Origin of the sequence: Streptomyces sp. NPDC005799 (genome assembly GCF_040630525.1) — a bacterium.
In the GTDB taxonomy this organism is placed as follows: Bacteria; Actinomycetota; Actinomycetes; order Streptomycetales; family Streptomycetaceae; genus Streptomyces; species Streptomyces griseorubiginosus_B.
Window position 1 is genome coordinate 1 of sequence record NZ_JBEXXQ010000057.1, and the last position, 18,374, is coordinate 18,374.

Annotated in this window: 10 protein-coding genes; 4 read left to right on the plus strand and 6 right to left on the minus strand. The window is 72.7% G+C overall.

Annotated features, from left to right (window positions below):
• Positions 1-321: 321 nt before the first annotated feature.
• Positions 322-870 (minus strand): MarR family transcriptional regulator, encoded by a 549-nt coding sequence (locus tag ABZ453_RS40070; protein WP_133049006.1) that lies wholly within the window; start codon positions 868-870, stop codon positions 322-324.
• Between the two features lie 152 nt (positions 871-1,022).
• Between ABZ453_RS40070 and ABZ453_RS40075 the strand changes: the two genes are divergently transcribed.
• On the plus strand, positions 1,023-2,285 hold the full coding sequence (locus tag ABZ453_RS40075) for an MFS transporter (RefSeq protein ID WP_359023308.1): 1,263 nt from the start codon (positions 1,023-1,025) through the stop codon (positions 2,283-2,285).
• Positions 2,286-2,363: 78 nt separating this feature from the next.
• On the opposite strand, the gene ABZ453_RS40080 is transcribed toward ABZ453_RS40075, so the two are convergent.
• From ABZ453_RS40080 to ABZ453_RS40090, 3 genes are all read right to left on the minus strand, one after another.
• Entirely contained in the window at positions 2,364-3,170 is an 807-nt protein-coding gene (locus tag ABZ453_RS40080; RefSeq protein ID WP_359023218.1) for a methyltransferase domain-containing protein, read from the minus strand.
• 67 nt (positions 3,171-3,237) lie between these two features.
• Positions 3,238-4,899, minus strand: a complete 1,662-nt coding sequence (locus tag ABZ453_RS40085) for a SpoIIE family protein phosphatase (RefSeq protein WP_359023220.1) — start codon at positions 4,897-4,899, stop codon at positions 3,238-3,240.
• A 275-nt stretch (positions 4,900-5,174) separates the two neighbouring features.
• The gene (locus ABZ453_RS40090) at positions 5,175-6,554 is read right to left on the minus strand and encodes an NAD(P)/FAD-dependent oxidoreductase (RefSeq protein WP_359023222.1); all 1,380 of its coding nucleotides are present in this window, start codon (positions 6,552-6,554) and stop codon (positions 5,175-5,177) included.
• Between the two features lie 383 nt (positions 6,555-6,937).
• Between ABZ453_RS40090 and ABZ453_RS40095 the strand changes: the two genes are divergently transcribed.
• Both ABZ453_RS40095 and ABZ453_RS40100 read left to right on the plus strand, forming a co-directional pair.
• Complete coding sequence (locus ABZ453_RS40095; protein ID WP_359023224.1) at positions 6,938-7,693, plus strand: helix-turn-helix domain-containing protein; 756 nt, start codon at positions 6,938-6,940, stop codon at positions 7,691-7,693.
• Between the two features lie 249 nt (positions 7,694-7,942).
• Positions 7,943-9,895: a sigma-70 family RNA polymerase sigma factor gene (locus ABZ453_RS40100; RefSeq protein WP_359023227.1), complete on the plus strand. Its 1,953-nt coding sequence runs from the start codon at positions 7,943-7,945 to the stop codon at positions 9,893-9,895.
• Positions 9,896-9,904: 9 nt separating this feature from the next.
• Here ABZ453_RS40100 and ABZ453_RS40105 read toward each other — a convergent pair whose 3' ends face one another.
• Both ABZ453_RS40105 and ABZ453_RS40110 read right to left on the minus strand, forming a co-directional pair.
• Entirely contained in the window at positions 9,905-13,615 is a 3,711-nt protein-coding gene (locus tag ABZ453_RS40105; protein ID WP_359023229.1) for a BTAD domain-containing putative transcriptional regulator, read from the minus strand.
• Positions 13,616-14,131: 516 nt separating this feature from the next.
• On the minus strand, positions 14,132-16,231 hold the full coding sequence (locus tag ABZ453_RS40110; protein ID WP_359023230.1) for an asparagine synthase-related protein: 2,100 nt from the start codon (positions 16,229-16,231) through the stop codon (positions 14,132-14,134).
• A 696-nt stretch (positions 16,232-16,927) separates the two neighbouring features.
• Here ABZ453_RS40110 and ABZ453_RS40115 point away from each other — a divergent pair.
• Positions 16,928-18,352 carry an MFS transporter gene (locus tag ABZ453_RS40115; protein ID WP_359023232.1) on the plus strand — a complete coding sequence of 475 codons (1,425 nt, stop codon included), beginning with the start codon at positions 16,928-16,930 and terminating at the stop codon, positions 18,350-18,352.
• The last annotated feature ends 22 nt before the right edge of the window (positions 18,353-18,374 follow it).

Here is an 18,374-nt window from a genome sequence, read left to right on the forward strand (position 1 = left end):
CCTTCGGTCTTGCGTTTCCGACTCTATCAGATCCTTTCGGCGTCTGATTCCCCGTCAGAGGGGGTTGCCTTCCCGGCCGTTGGGCCGTTCCGACGTCTCAAACCTTAGCCGATTCTCTCGGCGATTCCCAATCGGGCTACCGGGCTCCGAATCGAATTAAATTCGGGCACGCCAAAATCAAATCGTTCAGGAGATCGTGCTGAAGGTTTGTGCCGCTACTGCGGCGGGAGGTGCTGCCGCAGAACCGTTACGGCCCCGTGGCAACCCGAAAAACTTTACGGATCCGGCAGAGGGCTGTCAAGTGCCCCGTGTCAAGATCTTTTAGTCCAGGTCGAGCAAGCGTCCCCCCGCATCCGGCTGGGCGTGTTCCACCCTGCGCAGGAGGCGAGTGAGGACGTCTCCCAGAGTAGCGCGCTCGTCGGCGGAGAGGTCCTGGAGCAGGTCCTCCTCGAAGACCGTGGCCAGGCGCATCGCCTCGAGCCACTTCTCCCTGCCCTCCCCGGTCAGTTCGACGATGACGCGGACCCGGTTGGTCTCGTCCCGCTCCCGAGTCACCAGTCCCTCGCCGACCATGCGGTCGATCCGGTGGGTCATCGCGGCCGGCGTCAGACCGAGCCGCTTCGCGAGGTCGCTGGGGCCCAGACGGTAGGGGGCCCCGGAGAGGACGAGGGCCTTGAGTACCTCCCACTCGGCGTTGCTGATGCCGAGCGCGGAGGTCTGGCGGCCGTAGGCCACGTTCATCCGGCGGTTGAGCCGGGCCAGCGCGGAGACGATCTTCTCGACCTGAGGGTCGAGGTCCCGGAACTCCCGCTGATAGGCGGCGATCTGCTCGTCGAGCGTCGGCTCGGTGACGCCGGGGGTCTCGGCCATGTGCGCAGTATCGCACGCAGTCGCTTTGCCTTGAAGTCCTTGCCTCTGTAGCCTTTAGCCTTGAAATTTATCTTCGAAGTCTTCGGTTCTAAGTACTGAGGGACTTCAACTACCTGAGAGAGGTGAACGTGACCAGGGCGATGGGCGCAGCGATGCGCCGGATCCATGTGGGCAACGCACTCAGCGCGTTCGGGCTCGGCTTCACCGTCCCGTACCTGTACGTCTATGTGGCGCAGGTGCGAGGGCTGGGAGCCATGACGGCGGGGCTGGTCCTCGCGGTCTTCGCCGTGGCCGCGCTGATCGTGCTGCCGTTCGCCGGGCGGGCCATCGTCCGGCGCGGTCCGCTGCCGGTCCTGCTCGCCGCCCTGGTCACCGCCGCTCTGGGAGCGCTGAGCCTGGGGCTGGCGGGCAGCGCGACGGCCGTACTGCTGTCGGCGGCGGCGCTCGGCGCCGGGCAGGCCGTGATGCAGCCGGCACTGGCGACGATGATCGTGGACTGCTCGACCACGGACACGCGGTCCCGCGCTTTCGCCATGCAGTTCTTCCTGCAGAACCTGGGGCTGGGTGTCGGCGGCCTCATCGGCGGCCATCTTGTTGACTCTACGCGCGTCGACTCCTTCACCCTGCTGTTCTCGATCGAGGCCGCGGTGTTCCTGGCGCTGGTCGCGGTGATGGCGACCGTGCGGGTGCCGCGCGCGCCGCGCATGGCGGACGCCCCCGCACGGTCGGGCCAGGGCGGCTTGAAGCAGCTGCTCGGGAACCGGGCCATGGTGCAGCTGTCCGTGCTGGGCTTCGTGCTCTTCTTCGCCTGCTATGGGCAGTTCGAGTCGGGGCTGAGCGCGTACGGCGTCGAGGCGGCCGGTATCTCGACGTCCGCGCTCGGCAGCGCGCTGGCCGCCAACACGCTGATGATCGTCGTCGCGCAGTTCGCCGTACTGCGGTTCGTCGAGCGTCGGCGGCGGTCGCGGGTGATCGCCGGTGTGGGGCTGATCTGGGCCGTGGCGTGGCTCGCCGCCGCATACGCCGGGCTCGGGCACGGCAGTCAGGAGATGGCGACGGCCGCGTTCGTGTCGACGTACGCCCTGTTCGGGCTGGGTGAGGCGATGTTGTCGCCGACCGTCGCTCCGTTGGTCGCCGATCTCGCGCCCAGCGGGATGGCGGGGCAGTACAACTCCGCTTTCGCGCTGGTCAAGCAGCTCGCGCTGGCGGTCGGGCCGGCGGTGGGCGGGCCGCTCGGGGCCTCGCTGCCCATGGCGTACGTCGTGACGTTCCTGCTGTTCTCGGTGGGGATCACCTTCCTCGCGCTGCGGCTGGGTCGGCAGCTCACCGCCGTCCAGGACCGGCCGTGGCTCGGTCGGAGTCGGGTGGTGGCCCGGGGCGGGGCCGCCGCGGAGCCGGTCGTCGCGGAGGCGTGAGTCCGCGATCAGTGTGGAAAGCGGCCGTCACCTTCGGGTGGCGGCCGCTTGTTGTGCCGGTTCGGTTGCTGTGCCGGTTCAGCGGGTCGCCGTCGCCAGGGTGGCCGTGAAGGCGAAGGCCGTCGTGGCGTGGGCGGAGAGGCGGGCGGTGAGGGCCTGGCCGGCGGCCGTCAGGGCTTCCGCGCCTTCCGTGTCGAGGATCTGCTGGGCCCAGGGCAGGACGGAGAGGTGGCCGGGGGCGAACTCGGCCAGTGGGGGGAGGCTGATGCCGAAGGTGAGCTCGTGGGTCTTGGGGTCGTGGAAGCCGGCCGTGTGGAGGGCCGTGGTGAGGTGGTCGGGGGTGCAGGCGAATGCCGCGGCGAAGGAAGCCGCCGGGTCGGGGCCGCCGTACTCCTTGATGACCTCGTGCTGGGCGGCGAAGTACGGGCTGGTGAGGGCGGCCGGCGACCAGACGGTGGCGGCGAAGCGGCCCTCGGGGCGGGTGACGCGGGCCGTCTCCTTGAGCGCGGCGGTCAGGTCCGGGAAGAACTGGGCGCCCTGTTGGCAGACGACCGCGTCGAATGTGGCGTCGGGATTGGGGAGGTCGTCGGCGGGGGCGGCGGTGAACTCGATGTCTGGGTAGTGGCGGGGATGATGCGCCACGGCCACCTTGAGCATGGCCTCGTTGACGTCGGCGCCGTGGACGCGGCCCGCGGGACCGACCTGGGCGGCCGCGGCGCGGGCCGCGAAGCCGGTGCCGCAGGCCAGGTCGAGGACCGTGTCGCCGGGACACAGGTCCACGGCGTCGAGCAGCGCCGTCACGAAGGGCGTCATGATCGGTGCGAGGTACTGCTCGTAACGTTCGGGGGCGCTGCCCCTGAGCTGGAAACCCGGTTCGTCTGCCATGGGGAGCTACTAGCACTGGGAGGCGGGTTCGCCTAGATGGCGCGCGCGGGGCTTGTGCGCGCGCCGGTCAGGTCGCGCCTTTCGGCAGAAGGAACTCGCACCACACCGCCTTGCCACCGCCCGGTGTGCGGCGGGAGCCCCAGTTGGAGGCGATCGTCGCCACGATGGCGATCCCGCGCCCCGACTCGTCGCCCGGCTCCGCACGGCGGCGGCGCGGCAGATGGTCGTCGCCGTCCGTGACCTCGATGATCAGGCGGCGGTCGGTGCGGCGCAGGCGCAGCCGCATCGGCGGGATGCCGTGCTGGAGCGAGTTGGCGACCAGTTCGCTGGCGGCGAGGACCCCGAGGTCGTGCAGATCGGCGGGGAAGCGCCAGCTGGTGAGGACTCCGGAGGCGAAGGCACGCGCGCGTGGGGCCGCTTCGACGCCGCCGAGCAGTTCCAGGGCGGCGTTGCGGAAGAGTTCGCCGTCGGGGCCGGTGCGGGCCGGGTGCTGGAGGACCAGGACCGCCACGTCGTCGTCGTGGTCCGCCGTCACGCCCGCGGAGCGGACCAGCCGGTCGCAGACGACCTGTGGGGTGCCGGTCGCGCCGGCCAGGGCGCGCTCCAGGGCCGCGATACCCTCGTCCAGGTCCTCGTTACGGCGCTCCACCAGACCGTCGGTGTAGAGGACCGCGGTGGAGCCGGGGCCGAGGGGGATCGAGCCGGAGGCGTGCATCCAGCCGCCGGTGCCCAGGGGCGGGCCGGTCGGTTCGTCGGCGCGCAGCACCACCCCGCTCTCGTCGCGGACGAGGATGGGGAGATGGCCGGCCGAGGCGTACACCAGGCGGCCCTCGTTCGGGTCATGGATGGCGTAGACGCAGGTGGCGATCTGGTTGGCGTCGATCTCCGTCGCCAGGCCGTCCAGCAGCTGGAGGACCTCGTGCGGAGGCAGGTCGAGGCGGGCGTAGGCGCGGACGGCCGTGCGCAGCTGGCCCATGACGGCGGCCGCGCGGACCCCCCGGCCCATGACGTCGCCGATGACCAGGGCCGTACGGCCGCCGCCGAGGGTGATGACGTCGTACCAGTCGCCGCCGACCGCGGCCTCCGTGCCGCCGGGCTGGTAGGTGGCGGCGATGCGCAGGTCGTCCGGCTGTTCGAGCTCCTGCGGGAGGAGGGAGCGCTGGAGGGTGACCGCGGTCTCGCGCTGGCGGCGTTCGCTCGCGCGCAGGCGCTCGGCGGCCTCGGCGTGGTCGGTGACGTCGGTGGCGAAGACGAGTACGCCGTGGCCGTCGGGGGACTCCCCTTCGGTGACCGGGGTGCAACTGAAGGTGTAGGAACGGCCGTCGGGGGCCTTGCGGGACTTCAGGGTGCGTGGTCTGCCGCTGCGCTGGACCTGGTCGAGCAGGGGCAGCAGGCCCAGTTCGTCGAGCTCGGGCAGGGCCTCGCGGGTGGGTTCGCCGAGCGGGCGCGGGCCGAACGCGGCGACGTAGGCGTCGTTTACGTAGGCGACGCGGTGGTCGGGGCCGTGGACCAGGGCGACGAGGGCCGGGACGCGGTCGAGGACCTCACGGACGGGAAGTTCGTCGACGGCCGGCACGGGGCGGGTGGCGTCGGTGAGTTGTTCGGCCCGGGCCGCGGGGACGGAGCCGGGCTGCTCGGACTGCCGGTCGGGAAGTGCCACCTGGTCGGTCCGCGCTGCGGCGCGGCGCTGCGTTCCGGGGAGCCGGGCGCTCCAGCGCGTGAAGTTCACGAATCCTTGCCTCGTGTCGTCGTCTTCGGCGTCTGCGGCCGGCTCCGGGTCTGGCCGGAGGGCTGGGGGATGACGCCCCCGGGATGCAGCACGGTGGGGAAAGCCTCTTGGGTTCGAAGGGGGCGGGGGATACGAAGGGGCGGGGTTCGAAGGGAGCGGAGTTCGATGGGGGCGGGCTGCCGCTCGCCCGGATGGCGGGGATCAGTCTGGCAGTGTGGCCTACCGGAGCGACATCCGTCAGACGCCCACTCGGTCGGTGGAGTTCCTGGGTCCGGTCAGGACGACCCCTTCGGGTCGGTCGTCGGGTCGGTAGGAGGCTTTCCACCGGCCGCGAGTTCGAACTCCGCACGGGGATGTTCGAGTGAACCCAGCGAGACGATCTCCCGCTTGAAGAGGCCCGAGAGGGTCCATTCGGCCAGGACACGGGCCTTGCGGTTGAAGGTGGGCACCCTGCTGAGGTGGTAGACGCGGTGCATGAACCAGGCAGGGTAGCCCTTCAGCTTGCGCCCGTAGACATGCGCGACACCCTTGTGCAGACCGAGTGAGGCGACCGAGCCGACGTACTTGTGGGAGTACGTCTCCAGCTCCTCGCCGCGCAGCGCGTGCGCGATGTTGTCGCCGAGGACCCGGGCCTGGCGGACGGCGTGCTGGGCGTTGGGGGCCGTCTCCGCGCCCGGCTGCTCGGCGGTGACGTCGGGGACGGCGGCGGCGTCTCCGGCCGCCCACGCGTGCGTGACGCCGTCGATCGTCAGCTGGGGGGTGCATTTCAGCCGACCCCGTCCGGTGAGCGGGAGGTCGGTCGCGGCGAGGAGGGGGTGCGGCTTGACGCCGGCCGTCCACACCAGCGTGCGGGTCGGGAAGCGGGCCCCGTCGCTGAGCACGGCGATCCGGTCGGTGCAGGACTCCAGGCGGGTGTTCAGCCGTACGTCGATGTTGCGGCGGCGCAGTTCGGTGATCGTATAGCGGCCCATCTCCTCGCCGACCTCGGGCAGGATGCGGTCCGAGGCCTCGACGAGGATCCACTTCATGTCCTCGGCCGTGACGTTGTGGTAGTAGCGCGTGGTGTAGCGGGCCATGTCCTCCAGCTCGCCGAGCGCCTCCACGCCGGCGAAGCCGCCGCCGACGAAGACGTAGGTGAGCGCGGCGTCGCGGATGGCCGGGTCGCGAGTGGAGGAGGCGATGTCCATCTGCTCGATGACGTGGTTGCGCAGGCCGATGGCCTCCTCGACCGACTTGAAACCGATGCCGTGCTCGGCGAGCCCGGGAATCGGCAGGGTGCGCGAGATCGAACCGGGCGCGAGCACGAGTTCGTCGTACGACAGCTGTACGGCGCCCGCTCCCTCCTCCTCCGTGGCGAGGGTGGTGAGGGTCGCGGTGCGCTTGCCGTGGTCGATCGAGCGGACCTCGCCGATGACGACATGGCAGTGGTCGAGCACCCGGCGCAGCGGTACGACGACGTGGCGCGGGGAAATGGCGCCGGCCGCCGCCTCGGGCAGGAACGGCTGATAGGTCATGTACGGGTCCGGGGTCACGATCGTGATCTCGACCTCGCCCCGCCCCAGTTCCCGTTTCAGCTTCCGCTGCAGACGCAGGGCCGTGTACATCCCGACGTAGCCGCCGCCGACAACGAGAATGCGCGCACGTTCCTTCACCATCCCATGACGCACCCAGCGCTTGAGTTTGTCCACAGCCTCGACAATTTGTGTGACCGCAGGTCGGGGATCTCCGGAGTTGGCCGAATTGCCCAAGTAGTGAGGAGGAGTGCAGGTCAGTGGGTGTGCGCCGGGGAGCGTCAGGGGGTGCAATCGGGACTTATACCACCCGTGGTCCGATCGGGGGGCGCTCCGTGCGGAACCTGCCCCTTCTGAATTGACCCCCTCTCAACTATGTTCGTGTGTCGACGGGGTGTAGGGGGAAGCGCTTCATCGGATCCGAAGTCCGCGACGGGCGGACCGGTGATCCCCGCTTCCCCGCACGCTCCGCCTTTCCGATGGCGGGGAAAGTCTCCGGGGGGAGACGTCATTACCGGGGGAACGTTATGCATGTTCAGGACTCTCATTGGTCGTCCGCGCTCGCAGCGGGCGGCATGGTGAGCGCGGCGGCGGGCAACGGACGCGGGGACGGGCCGCGTACGACGCCGCTGCGCGTGGACGCACAGCGCAATCTGGAGCACGTACTGCGCGCGGCGCGCGAGGTCTTCGGCGAGCTGGGGTACGGCGCGCCGATGGAGGACGTGGCGCGGCGGGCGCGGGTGGGTGTGGGGACCGTGTACCGGCGGTTCCCGAGCAAGGACGTGCTGGTGCGGCGGATAGCCGAGGAGGAGACCTCCCGGCTGACCGACCAGGCCCGGGCGGCGCTCGGGCAGGAGGACGAGCCGTGGTCCGCGCTGTCGCGGTTCCTGCGGACGTCGGTGGCCTCGGGAGCGGGGCGGTTGCTGCCGCCGCAGGTGCTGCGGGTCGGCGTCGCCGAAGAGCGCGGGGACGCTTCCGTGTTCGACGAGGCTCGGGTGCCGCAGCAGCGGGGGCATGGCGTCGGGGGTGCCGGCGTGGGCGCCGGTGAGCTGCGGCTGGTCTCCGAGGACGACACGGGGGCCGCGGCGCTGCTCGAGGTCGTGGGGCAGTTGGTGGAGCGGGCCCGGGCGGCGGGTGAACTGCGGGCCGACGTGTCCGTGTCGGACGTGCTGCTGGTGATCGCCACGGCGGCGCCCTCGCTGCCGGACGCGGCGCAGCAGGCGGCGGCGTCCGCGCGGTTGCTGGACATCCTGCTGGAGGGGCTGCGGTCGCGGCCTGCCTGATGCCGATGGTGTCCGCGGGTGGGGGTGCGCCCGGCCGTCGGCCGGTTGTGCGTTCCCACCCGCACCACCGTGCGGCTTCCCCTGGGAGTCGGTTGAGGCTTCCCCGATTGGGTGCGGACTAGTACTGAGGGGTGGGAAAACCCCCCGGACGAGTGGATGCGGTGTACTCCGGGGGCCTGAACAAAACCCCATATGGCACTCTGACCCGGTGTTCGGGACGGGTAGGGCCGGCGGCGGGGGCATTCCGCGATGAGTGTTGACGGGCGGGACGGGTCACCGGGGGACGGTGACCCGGAGGCCGGTGGTTCGCCGCAGGTGCCGAGTCAGGGCGGTCGGCCCTCCATCCCGGCCCAGGCCGGTGAGCCCGTCGAGGGCAGCGTCCCCGCCCAGCGCGACCGGCGCGAGGACGGCGCCGTGGTGCCCCAGGCGAGGAGCCTGCCGCCGTCGGACGCCGATCTGATCGAGCGGATGCGCTCCGGCGACGACACCGCGTACGAGGCGCTGTACCGGCGGCACGCCGACGCCGTGCGCCGTTACGCCCGCACCTGCTGCCGGGACGCCCACACCGCCGACGACCTCACCGCCGAGGTCTTCGCCCGCATGCTCCAGGCCGTACGTCGCGGGCACGGTCCCGAACACGCGGTACGCGCCTATCTGCTCACCACCGTCCGGCGCGTCGCCGCCTCCTGGACGAAGTCCGCCAGACGGGAGCAACTCGTCGACGACTTCGCGGTGTTCGCCGCGCGGGCAGCCCGTTCCCCCGACGTCTCCGACGACGCCGCGTCCCTGGGCTCCTTCGGCGCGGGCCTCGACCTGGGCGCCGATGTGCGCGCGATGCACGAGGCCGAGCAGTCCCTGGCGATGCGTGCCTTCCGGTCGCTGCCCGAACGCTGGCAGGCCGTGCTGTGGCACACCGAGGTCGAGGACGAGTCGCCGAGCGAGGTCGCCACCCTCTTCGGCCTCGACGCCAACGGCACGCGCGTGCTCGCCAGCCGCGCCCGTGAGGGTCTCAGGCAGGCCTATCTGCAGGCCCACGTCAGCGCCGCGCTCGTCGGCGACGAGGAGTGCGCCCGCTACGCCGACCGGCTCGGCGCCTACGCGCGCGGCGGCCTGCGCACCCGTGCCGAGCGAGGCTTGCGCCAGCACCTCGAGGAGTGCGCCAAGTGCCGGCTGGCCGCGGGCCAGATCAAGGAAGTCGCCAGCGGCATCCCCGCCGTCGTACCGGTCGCGGTCATCGGCTGGTTCGGCGCCGCCGGGTACGCCAAGGCGCTCGGGCTCATCGCCGGTGGGGCCGGCGCCGGGGCGGCGGGTGCCGCGGGTGCGGCCGCTGCCGCGAGCGGCGGTTCGTCCGGCGCCGCCGGCGCCGGTGGGGGTGCGGCGGCCTCCGAGGGGCTGGGCGCGCCCGTGAAGGCCGGCATCGCCGCCGGTGTCGTCGCCGTGGCGGGCGTGGCGGTGGCGCTCGCGCTGGCCGGGAGCCACAGCCCCGCCAGGAAGCCGGACGCCAAACCGCCGGTCTCCGCACCGGTCGTACGGCCCGAGTCGCCGACGTCCGCGCCCCCGAGGAAGCAGCCCGCGCCGAACCCCCCGGCGATCGTCCCCGTGGCGGACGCCTCCACCCCGGCGCCCACCCACACCCCCGCGCCCCGCCCGAAGCCCACCCCGACCGCCGCGCCGACGCCCACTCCCACACCCCCGCCTTCACAGCAGCCGCAGCCGAGCCCGAAGCCGACGCCCACCCCCACGCCGGCCCCGACTCCCCCGCCCGCTCCCGCCGTCTACGAGTGGAGCGAGCTGTCGTACGACCTCACCGGCGACGGCACCGAACCCGAGATGCGGCTCGGGCAGAGCAGCTGGGTGTGGCAGCGCCACGGCCTCTCGATCGCCGACAAGCGGTATGCGAACGGCGTCACCGTGCACGGCGCATCCTCCGTCACCATCGACCTCAACCGAAGCTGCACCGCCTACGACGCCTCCGTCGGCATCGACGACACCATCCTGGGTCTCGGCAGGGTCCGCTTCTCCGTCTACGCCGACGGCGTACGGCTGTGGAAGTCCGGCCTGGTCGAGGGCGGCGACCAGGCGGTCCCGGTGCATGTGAACCTGAGCGGGCGCAGGACGGTACGGCTGGTCGTCGAACCCGACACGTCCTTCGACTCGCTGACGCTCGCCGACTGGGCCGAGTCGAGGTTCACCTGCCTGTAGCCCGGCCGCTCAGCGGGCGGGGTGGCCGCGCAGCGTCTCCGTGAACTCGGCGAACAGGGCGTCGGGGGTGAGCGCAGCGCCTCGCGCGTACTCCGTCTCGTAGCGATCGGCGCCCAGTGCGGTGCGGGCGGCCTCTCCGGCAGCCTCGGCCCGGGCCCCTTCCGGCATCAGGCGCGGCTGGCCGTCGCGCCAGGTGTCCGCAAGGGCCAGCAGCCGGACCACGCGCGTGTGGTCGCCGAGTTCGGCCAGCAGCTCCGCGGTGCCGTCCAGCAGGGTCGCCACGATCATGTCGGCGCAGCGCTTCTCCACCGCCTCACGCGCGGCCTCGACGAGCTTCGGCAACCCGTGCGCCGCACCCGACTCGGCGGCCGTCACGCCCGCGTCCACGGCCATCAGCATCACCAGGAACTGCGGCGGTGGCGTACCCCGGCCGGTCTCCACACGGGCCTCCTCCCACAGCTGCCGCGCCCGTGCCGTGTCCTTCTCGTCCAGCGCCATCTGGGCGCGCATCAGCAGGACGAACGCCGCCGAGTCGATGACGGCGTGCTGCTCGGCGGCCTCGCTCGCCTCGTCCAGCAGCCGGCGCGCCGCCTGACGGTCACCCGCGCGGTAGGCGATCTCGGCGAGCCGGGCCAGCAGGAACGGCGTCTCGGCGTAGGCGCCGACCTCGTACGCCAGCCGCAGCGCCTCCTCGTACTCGGCCTTGGCCTCCGCGTGCCGACTGCGGACCATCGCCGCCTCGGCGGACGCGCTGCACACCTGGGCCCGCATCCAGCGGTCGCCGACCCGCCGGCTGAGCACCCTGAGCTCCGCGAGGTCCTCGTCGACGCCCTTCATGCCGCCCGGCGAGTCGACGGCCATGTGGGTACGGAACATCAGGACGACGCCGATCGCCCAGTCGTCGCCGTGTCTGCGGCTGTTGGCGACCGCGGTCTCCATGGCGCCGCGTACGTCCACCGAGCCGTCGAGGACGTACGTGGTCAGCGGCCACACCAGTCCCGGCATACGGGCCGCCTCCGGACCGCCCGGCGCGTAGAAGTCCCGCAGCCGGGCGACGTAACTCCGCAGCCGCTCGTCCAGCCGGTCCTCGAACCGCTCGGTGTCCGCCCTGAGGAACAGGTGCAGCATGCGGAGGTTCATCCGGAGGGTGTGCCGCGGGTGGTGCCGCTCCGCGTCCGGGGCGTCCAGGAAGGCGTCGATGGGGTCGGGGGTGGTCGGGGAAGTGGTGTCCGGGGCAGCCGGCGGGTGGGTGTCGGGGGCGGTCGGGGTGGGTTGGCTGTCCAGGGTGACGCCCAGGCGCAGGGTGCGGTCCACCCAGGCGATGCCCTCCTGGCGGTAGTTGCGCAGCCACCAGAACCAGCCCATGTCCAGGGCCAGGGCACCGGCCTCCTCCTCGGCCCCCTCGTCGAGGGCACGGTCGAGAGCCGCCCGGATGTTGTCCAGCTCGGTCTCCAGACGGTGGATCCACGGGAGTTGGTCGGCGGAACGCAGACGCGGCTCCGCCTCCGCCACCAGCGCCCGCACCCACGCGCGGTGCCGCCGTTCGGCCTCCGCGCGCAGCTCCGGGACCTCGGCGGCGCGCTCGACGGCGTACTCGTGGATGGTCTCCAGCATGCGGTAGCGCATGGTGCCGGAGCCGCCCTCCTCGTACGGCGTCTCGTACGGGGTGGCCACGATCAGGGACTTGTCGACGAGGGCCCCCACGAGGTCTGCCGCGGGGCCCGTGCAGACGGCCTCCGCCGCGGTGAGGTCCCAGCCGCCGGCGAAGACGGAGACCTCACGCAGGACCGTGCGCTCCCGCTCGTCGAGCAGCTCCCAGGACCAGTCCACGACAGCGCGCAGGGTCTGCTGGCGGGGCAGGACCGTGCGGCTGCCGGAGGTCAGGAGGCGGAAGCGGTCGTCGAGGCGGTCGGCGATCTGCCTCGGGGTGAGCAGCCTCAGCCGGGCCGCGGCCAGCTCGATGGCGAGCGGCAGCCCGTCCAGACGGCGGCAGATCTCCTGTACGGCCTCGCGGTCGCGGAGCACGGCCGCCGCGTCGGGGCGGACGGCGGACGCGCGCTCCTCGAAGAGGCGGTGGGCCTGGTCGGGGACGAGGGGTTCGACCGGGCGCACCGACTCGCCGGGAACGCCCAGGGGTTCACGGCTGGTGGCGAGGATCGTGAGCCCGGGGCAGCGGGTGAGCAGGGTCTCCGCGAGGGCGGCCACCGCTGCGATGACATGTTCGCAGTTGTCAAGGATCAGGAGCTGGCTGCGCGGGGCGCAGTGCTCGACGAGCAGGGCGACCGGGTCGTCCTGCGGGGCCGTCAGCTCGGTGGTCATCAGCACGGTCTCGCGCAGACCGAGCGCGCTGACCACCGCGCCTGGCACCGCCTCCGGCCGGTCGAGCGGTGCCAGTTCGACCAGCCAGGCCTGCGGGAGCCCGGCGGCGGCTTCCTCGGCAAGGCGGGTCTTTCCGGAGCCGCCCGGTCCGGTGAGGGTGACCAGTCTGGCCCTGTGCAATTCGGAACGGATGGCGTCGAGCTCTGGTTCCCGCCCCACGAAAGAGGTAAGCCGCGGACGAAGGTTTCCGGTGCGGGCGGGGGCTTGGGGGTGGGGGTTGGTGATGGCGGCGGGGTTGGTGGAGTGGGGAAGGGAGTTGGGCTGTTCTGTGAGACCGGGGGCTTGAGTGAGGGAGGACTCGGAGGGCTCGGAGGGCTCCGAGGGCCTGGAGAAATCGGAGGAGGATTGGCGGAGGAAGCTTTCGGCGGATCCAGGGGGTTGGGGCCGGGAGTCTTCCGCTGGACGGGTGTTGTCGGCGTTGCGATCTTCGGCGGGCCGAGAAGCTTCGCGGCGACTTCCTCCCGCCGCCCCGGAGGCTCTGGCGCGCGAGCCCTCGGGGGATCCCGGGCCTGGGGTGCGAGTGCCCTCGCTGGAACTCGGGCTTGGGGTGCGAGGGCTCTCGGGAGACCCGGAGTCCGTGACGCGAGAAACTTCGGTCGGTTGGGAGGGCGGTGTCGGTCCCGGTGTCTCGGTGAGCAATTCGGCGTGCAGCGCTCGCAGTTGCGGGCCCGGGTCGGTGCCCAGGCCTTCGGACAGGGCTCGGCGGGCCGTCTCGTAGGCGGCGAGGGCATCCGCGCCGCGGCCCGTGTCGCGCAGGGCGCGGATGAGGAGAGCGCGCAGGGGCTCGTCGTACGGGTGGGCCGTCGTCAGTTCCGTCAGACGGGGTACGACGGTGTGGGCGCGGCCCAGTCGCAGGTCCGCGTCGATACGCGCGCGCGTGGCCTCCAGGTGCAGGGCGTCGGCGCGGGCGGCGGCGGTACGGTCCGGAAGGTCGGCGAGGGCGGGGCCGCGCCACAGGGCGAGGGCCTCGGTCAGGACGCGGGCCGCGTGCGCGGCGTCGTCGGCCGTCAGGGCCGCCGTGCCCTCGTGGACCAGGCGCTCGAAGACGTACAGGTCGACGTCGTCCTCGGTCGCGGCGAGGCGGTAGCCGCCGGGGGTGGAGGTGATGGCGTCCTTGCCGAGGGTGCGGCGGAGTCGGCCGATGAGGGCCTGGAGGGCGGCGGGGGCGTCCTGGGGCGGGTCGTCCGTCCAGATCTCGTCGATCAGGGTGGTGGGGGGCGTGACGCGGGCGGGGCGCAGGGCGAGGGCGGCGAGGAGCGTGCGCAGGCGGGGGCCGGGGATGGGGATGGCGGTGCCGTGGTCGTCTGCTGCCTCGGTGACGCCCAGGATTCTGTACCGCACCAGGTCATTGTCGCTGGGAGACGTCGGTGGGGCATCGTGTTTCGGGGTGTCGGTCCGTGGGTGGGCGCGGGTGGGTGGGCGCGGGTCGTGGGTCTCGCCCCCGCCGCCCCTACCCGTCCCGTCCTCCAGGGGCTGCCGCCCCTTCAACCCCGCTCCCGGGAGCTCCGCCCCCTGCACCCCTGCCGGGGCTCCGCCCCCGGACCCCATCAGAGCTCCACCCCTGGACCCCTTCGGCCTCCGCCCCAGACCCCATCAGAGCTCCACCCCTACACCCCATCGGCCTCCGCCCCTGGGCCCCATCAGGCTCCGCCCGATACCCCCATCAGGGCTCCGCCCCTGCACCGGCCTCCGCCCCAGACCCCATCAGGGCTCCACCCAGACCCAATCGGGGCTCCACCCCTGCACCCCTGCACCCCATCAGGCTCCGCCCCCGGACCCCATCGGCCCTTCGGGACTCGTCGTCAAACGCCGGATGGGCTGAAGACACACCAACCCGCCCTCAGAGGCACCGTTCCCTCACGCCACGCCGGCTCCTCCGCCCGAGGCCAACGCCCCCCGTTTCGGGGTGATGCCCGCCGGGACCGCTCGCTGGCGGGCCGGGGTGCCTGTCCAGCAGGTGCCTCGGCGGGCCAGGAGGCGGCGGAGCCAGAGTTCCAGGGAGACCAGGTCGGCCAGGCCGTCCAGGGGCAGGGGCTCGCCCTGTGCCGCCGCGCGCAGGGCCTTGCGGACCACCCTGGCCTCGACCAGGCCCGCCTCCGCCAGCAGGGGCGTGCCGAAGAGGGTCATCAGGGAGTCCGCGGCGACTCTCAGGCCGGTGCGGGCGGCGACCGCCGCGGACGCGTGGGACGGGGCGCCCCAGCCGGGCGGGAGGTCCCGTACGCCGGCGCCCTCCAGGACCGTACGGAGGATGTCCGCGCGGGCGCCCGGCTGGACGCGCAGGGCCTCCGGGAGGGTGCGGCAGGCGCGGACGACCTGGTTGTCGAGGAACGGGGCGTGCAGCCGCTGGGAGCGGATCTCGGCCGCCTGTTCGAGGACGCGGAGGTCCGCCGCCTGTCGGGCGAGGGCGGCACGCGCGCGGTGGTCGCCGGGACGTTGGCCCGGGCCCATCCCGGAGCGGTTCGTGGCCGCCTGCAGGCGAACCGATACTTCAGCGAGCGCCTCGCCGGTCAGCCAGCGTGCCGCGGGGCCCGGTCTGGCCCAGGTGAGGGCGGCCAGGGAGGCTCCGACGGCGCCTCCTGGTTCGTCGAAACGGCGCTGGAGGAGGCGCTCGGCGAGCAGTTCCAGGCCCGCCCGGTACGGGGTGCGCGCAAGCCTCCGCGCGGCGCCGTACACGCGCGCGGGGACCATCACGGAGCCGTCCGCCTTGGCGAGGGCGGCGACGGGGCGTACCAGGTGGCGGCGTTTGCGGTCCATCAGGAGGTCGGCCAGCCGGGCGGGGTGGGCGTCGAGGACCTGGCGGGCGCCGTAGCCCGTGAAGTGGTCCGCGCTGCCGGCGGCGAGGCGGGCGCGGTGGCGGGCGGCCGTGACCAGGGACTGACCCGGCTCGTCCGTCAGCGGGCCGTCCAGGTCGGCGTACGGCAGGGTGTCCTCGCCGCCGGTCACCACCACGTGGTGCAGGCGCGGGTTGGCCGCCAGGGTGCCCGCCCGTTCCACCTCCGCCTCGCGGCCGCCCACCACCAGGTCGTTGAAGGTCACCGCCAGCAGGCGCTCGCCCGCGCCCGTCCCGTGGCCGAGGACCGTGCCCGGCATGCCCGGCAGGCCGGCGGCCAGGAGCGCGAGGGTGCCCGATGCGGGGCCGCCGGAGAGGTCGGCGCCGATGCCCGCGACCGGCATCCCGCGCGCGGCACGGCGTTCGGCGGGCCCCATGCCGGGGACGGGCCCGGGGTCCATGTCGACGCCCGGGACGTGCCGCGGTGCCGACAGACGCGCACGTACCGCCTCCACCAGCGCGTCGCGCACCGCGTCCACCGCGCTGTCGGGGTCGGCGGAGGGCGCCGCCACGGCGAGGGAGGCGACCGGCTCGTAGCCGGCGATCTCTCGCGCCCCGGCACGCAGGATGAGCGCGTGCCCCGGCGGAATGCGCCGTACGCCGTCGTAGGGGGTGGAGTCGTCCAGGGCCGCCGGCACGTCGGGGGCGGCGAGCAGGGCGGCGAGGTGGCCGAAGTCGAGGTTGGCCTCGATGAGGTCGGCGAGCGGCAGGGCCGCGGTCGCGTACGCCGTGCCGCCGGCCCAGGGGGTGTGGAAGACCGGGCGCGCGCCGGCCAGATCGCCACAGACGGTGAGGCGGCGGCCGACCTGGACGATGGCCGTGTAGCTGCCCGGCCAGGCCGTCAGATGCCGCAACGCGCCCCCGCGCGCGGCGAACAGACCGACCCTCAGTTCCTCGTCGGATGCTCCGCAGGTGCCCAGGACCGCGATCCGGGTCTGCGGGTCGGCCCGCACCACGCGCACCTCGTCGGGGCGCCAGTCGCCGACCGCCCACAGCGGGTCGGGGTCACCCCACAGGAGTTGGGAGCCCACCGGGTGCACGGTCTCGCCGTCGAATCCGGTGGCCCCCGCGGAACCGATTCCGGCGGCCACCGCGGCGGTGCTGCTCCATCCCACCAACCACCGCATCGACGCCTCCACAGGCTGTGGACAACCAGTGCACCGCACGAACCGGTTCACCATGCTGCCATGAAGAACGCGTGCCGGCGGGGCGGTGGAGCCGCTTGTGACCCCCGGAACGCGCCGGGGCGCCCACCCTTGCGGGGAGATCCCGAAGGCGTCAACACCCAGGCGGAAGTAGGTGTCTGCGACGCGAATGCGCCCCCGAAACGCTCCCTGAAAACGCCGTTCGCGCCCTCAAGTACCGTGGTGGGAGCCGTAATCCGGGAAGGAACGCGGGGTCGATTTTCGGCCAAATCCGGGACGCGGGGACAGGTGCGCACACGCTCCGTACATGCTCTGCGCACCGCCATGTCAGGTGCGCAGCCCGGGAGGTGGGATTCACCTCCCGGACCGGTCCGCCGCCCGCGGGGATGTAGGCGGCGGTGTCCCCCAGCCCACTGGATCCAGTACAGCGGGCCGACCCACGCAGCATCCATGGAAGCGCTCCCCCGATGGCCGGAGAAGAGCGCACGGACGGGCGCACGGCCACACGGCGGTAGCACGACGCAACTGCGCGTATCGGACCCGCACTTCAGTACGGACCACAATCCCGCCATCCGGAACAATGCCCCTTAACGCTTGGGATGCGGCGAACTACGCTGGGTTTACGAATGCCGCGTGGTTATGCCAACGCGGCAGCCGTCTGTGTCGAGGGGTGGCGCAATGTCCAGGGAGCAACGCGGGCCGAACGAAAAGCTCGGCACCGTTCTCGCCCTCGCGGGAATCAGCAACGCAGGCCTCGCCCGGCGCGTCAACGACCTTGGCGCCCAGCGGGGACTGACTCTTCGCTACGACAAGACCTCGGTGGCGCGCTGGGTGTCGAAGGGCATGGTGCCGCAGGGCGCCGCGCCGCACCTCATCGCCGCCGCGATCGGCCAGAAGCTCGGCCGCCCGGTACCGCTCCACGAGATCGGTCTGGCGGACGCGGATCCCGCCCCAGAAGTAGGCCTCGCCTTCCCCAGGGACGTAGGACAGGCGGTGCGCTCGGCGACGGAGCTGTACCGTCTCGACCTCGCCGGGCGCCGGGCCGGCTCCGGCGGCATCTGGCAGTCGCTGGCCGGATCGTTCGCAGTAAGCGCGTACGCGACGCCCGCCTCACGGTGGCTGATAACCCCGGCCGACTCGTCGGTGGCGCGCGAGGCGAACTCCGCGGAGGGCTCGGGCGCACCGCTCAAAGTCGGCCACAGCGATGTGCAGAAACTGCGGGAGGCCGCCGAGGACGCCAGGCGCTGGGACTCCAAGTACGGAGGCGGCGACTGGCGTTCGTCGATGGTGCCCGAGTGTTTACGGGTGGAGGCGGCGCCGCTGCTGCTGGGCTCGTACTCGGACGAGGTCGGGCGCGCCCTGTTCGGGGCGAGTGCCGAGCTGACCCGGCTCGCCGGGTGGATGGCCTTCGACACCGGGCAGCAGGAGGCCGCGCAGCGGTACTACATCCAGGCGCTGCGGCTCGCGCGCGCGGCGGCCGACGTGCCGCTCGGCGGCTATGTGCTGGCGTCGATGTCGCTGCAGGCCACGTACCGGGGCTTCGGCGACGAGGGCGTCGATCTCGCGCAGGCGGCTCTGGAGCGCAATCGTGGCCTGGCCACCGCCCGCACCATGAGCTTCTTCCGGTTGGTCGAGGCACGCGCGCACGCCCGCGCGGGTGACGCGCAGGCCGCCGGGGCCGCGCTCAAGGCCGCCGAGGGCTGGCTGGAGCGGTCCCGGGAGGGCGACAACGACCCGTCCTGGCTCGGCTTCTACTCCTACGACCGGTTCGCCGCGGACGCCGCCGAGTGCTACCGGGACCTGAAGGCGCCCCGGCAGGTGCGGCGCTTCACGGAGCAGGCCCTCTCCCAGCCGACGGAGGAGTTCGTACGGTCGCACGGGCTGCGGCTGGTCGTCTCGGCGGTCGCCGAGCTCGAGTCGGGCAATCTCGACGCGGCGTGCGAGCAGGGCGTGCGGGCGGTGGAGGTCGCGGGGCGCATCTCCTCGGCCCGCACCACCGAGTACGTGAAGGACCTCCTGCACCGTCTGGAGCCGTACGGGGACGAGCCGAGGGTGGTGGAGCTGCGGGAGCGGGCGCGTCCGTTGCTGATGGCACCCGCATAATGCGACGCGAGACAGTTTGAAC

What these genes read in the sequence shown, in the direction of transcription:
- ABZ453_RS40070 (WP_133049006.1), bottom strand. Translation starts at nt 870, where the DNA reads ATGGCCGAGACCCCCGGCGTCACCGAGCCGACGCTCGACGAGCAGATC.
- ABZ453_RS40075 (WP_359023308.1), top strand. Translation starts at nt 1,023, where the DNA reads ATGCGCCGGATCCATGTGGGCAACGCACTCAGCGCGTTCGGGCTCGGC.
- ABZ453_RS40080 (WP_359023218.1), bottom strand. Translation starts at nt 3,170, where the DNA reads ATGGCAGACGAACCGGGTTTCCAGCTCAGGGGCAGCGCCCCCGAACGT.
- ABZ453_RS40090 (WP_359023222.1), bottom strand. Translation starts at nt 6,554, where the DNA reads ATGGTGAAGGAACGTGCGCGCATTCTCGTTGTCGGCGGCGGCTACGTC.
- ABZ453_RS40095 (WP_359023224.1), top strand. Translation starts at nt 6,938, where the DNA reads ATGCATGTTCAGGACTCTCATTGGTCGTCCGCGCTCGCAGCGGGCGGC.
- ABZ453_RS40100 (WP_359023227.1), top strand. Translation starts at nt 7,943, where the DNA reads ATGAGTGTTGACGGGCGGGACGGGTCACCGGGGGACGGTGACCCGGAG.
- ABZ453_RS40110 (WP_359023230.1), bottom strand. Translation starts at nt 16,231, where the DNA reads ATGCGGTGGTTGGTGGGATGGAGCAGCACCGCCGCGGTGGCCGCCGGA.
- ABZ453_RS40115 (WP_359023232.1), top strand. Translation starts at nt 16,928, where the DNA reads ATGTCCAGGGAGCAACGCGGGCCGAACGAAAAGCTCGGCACCGTTCTC.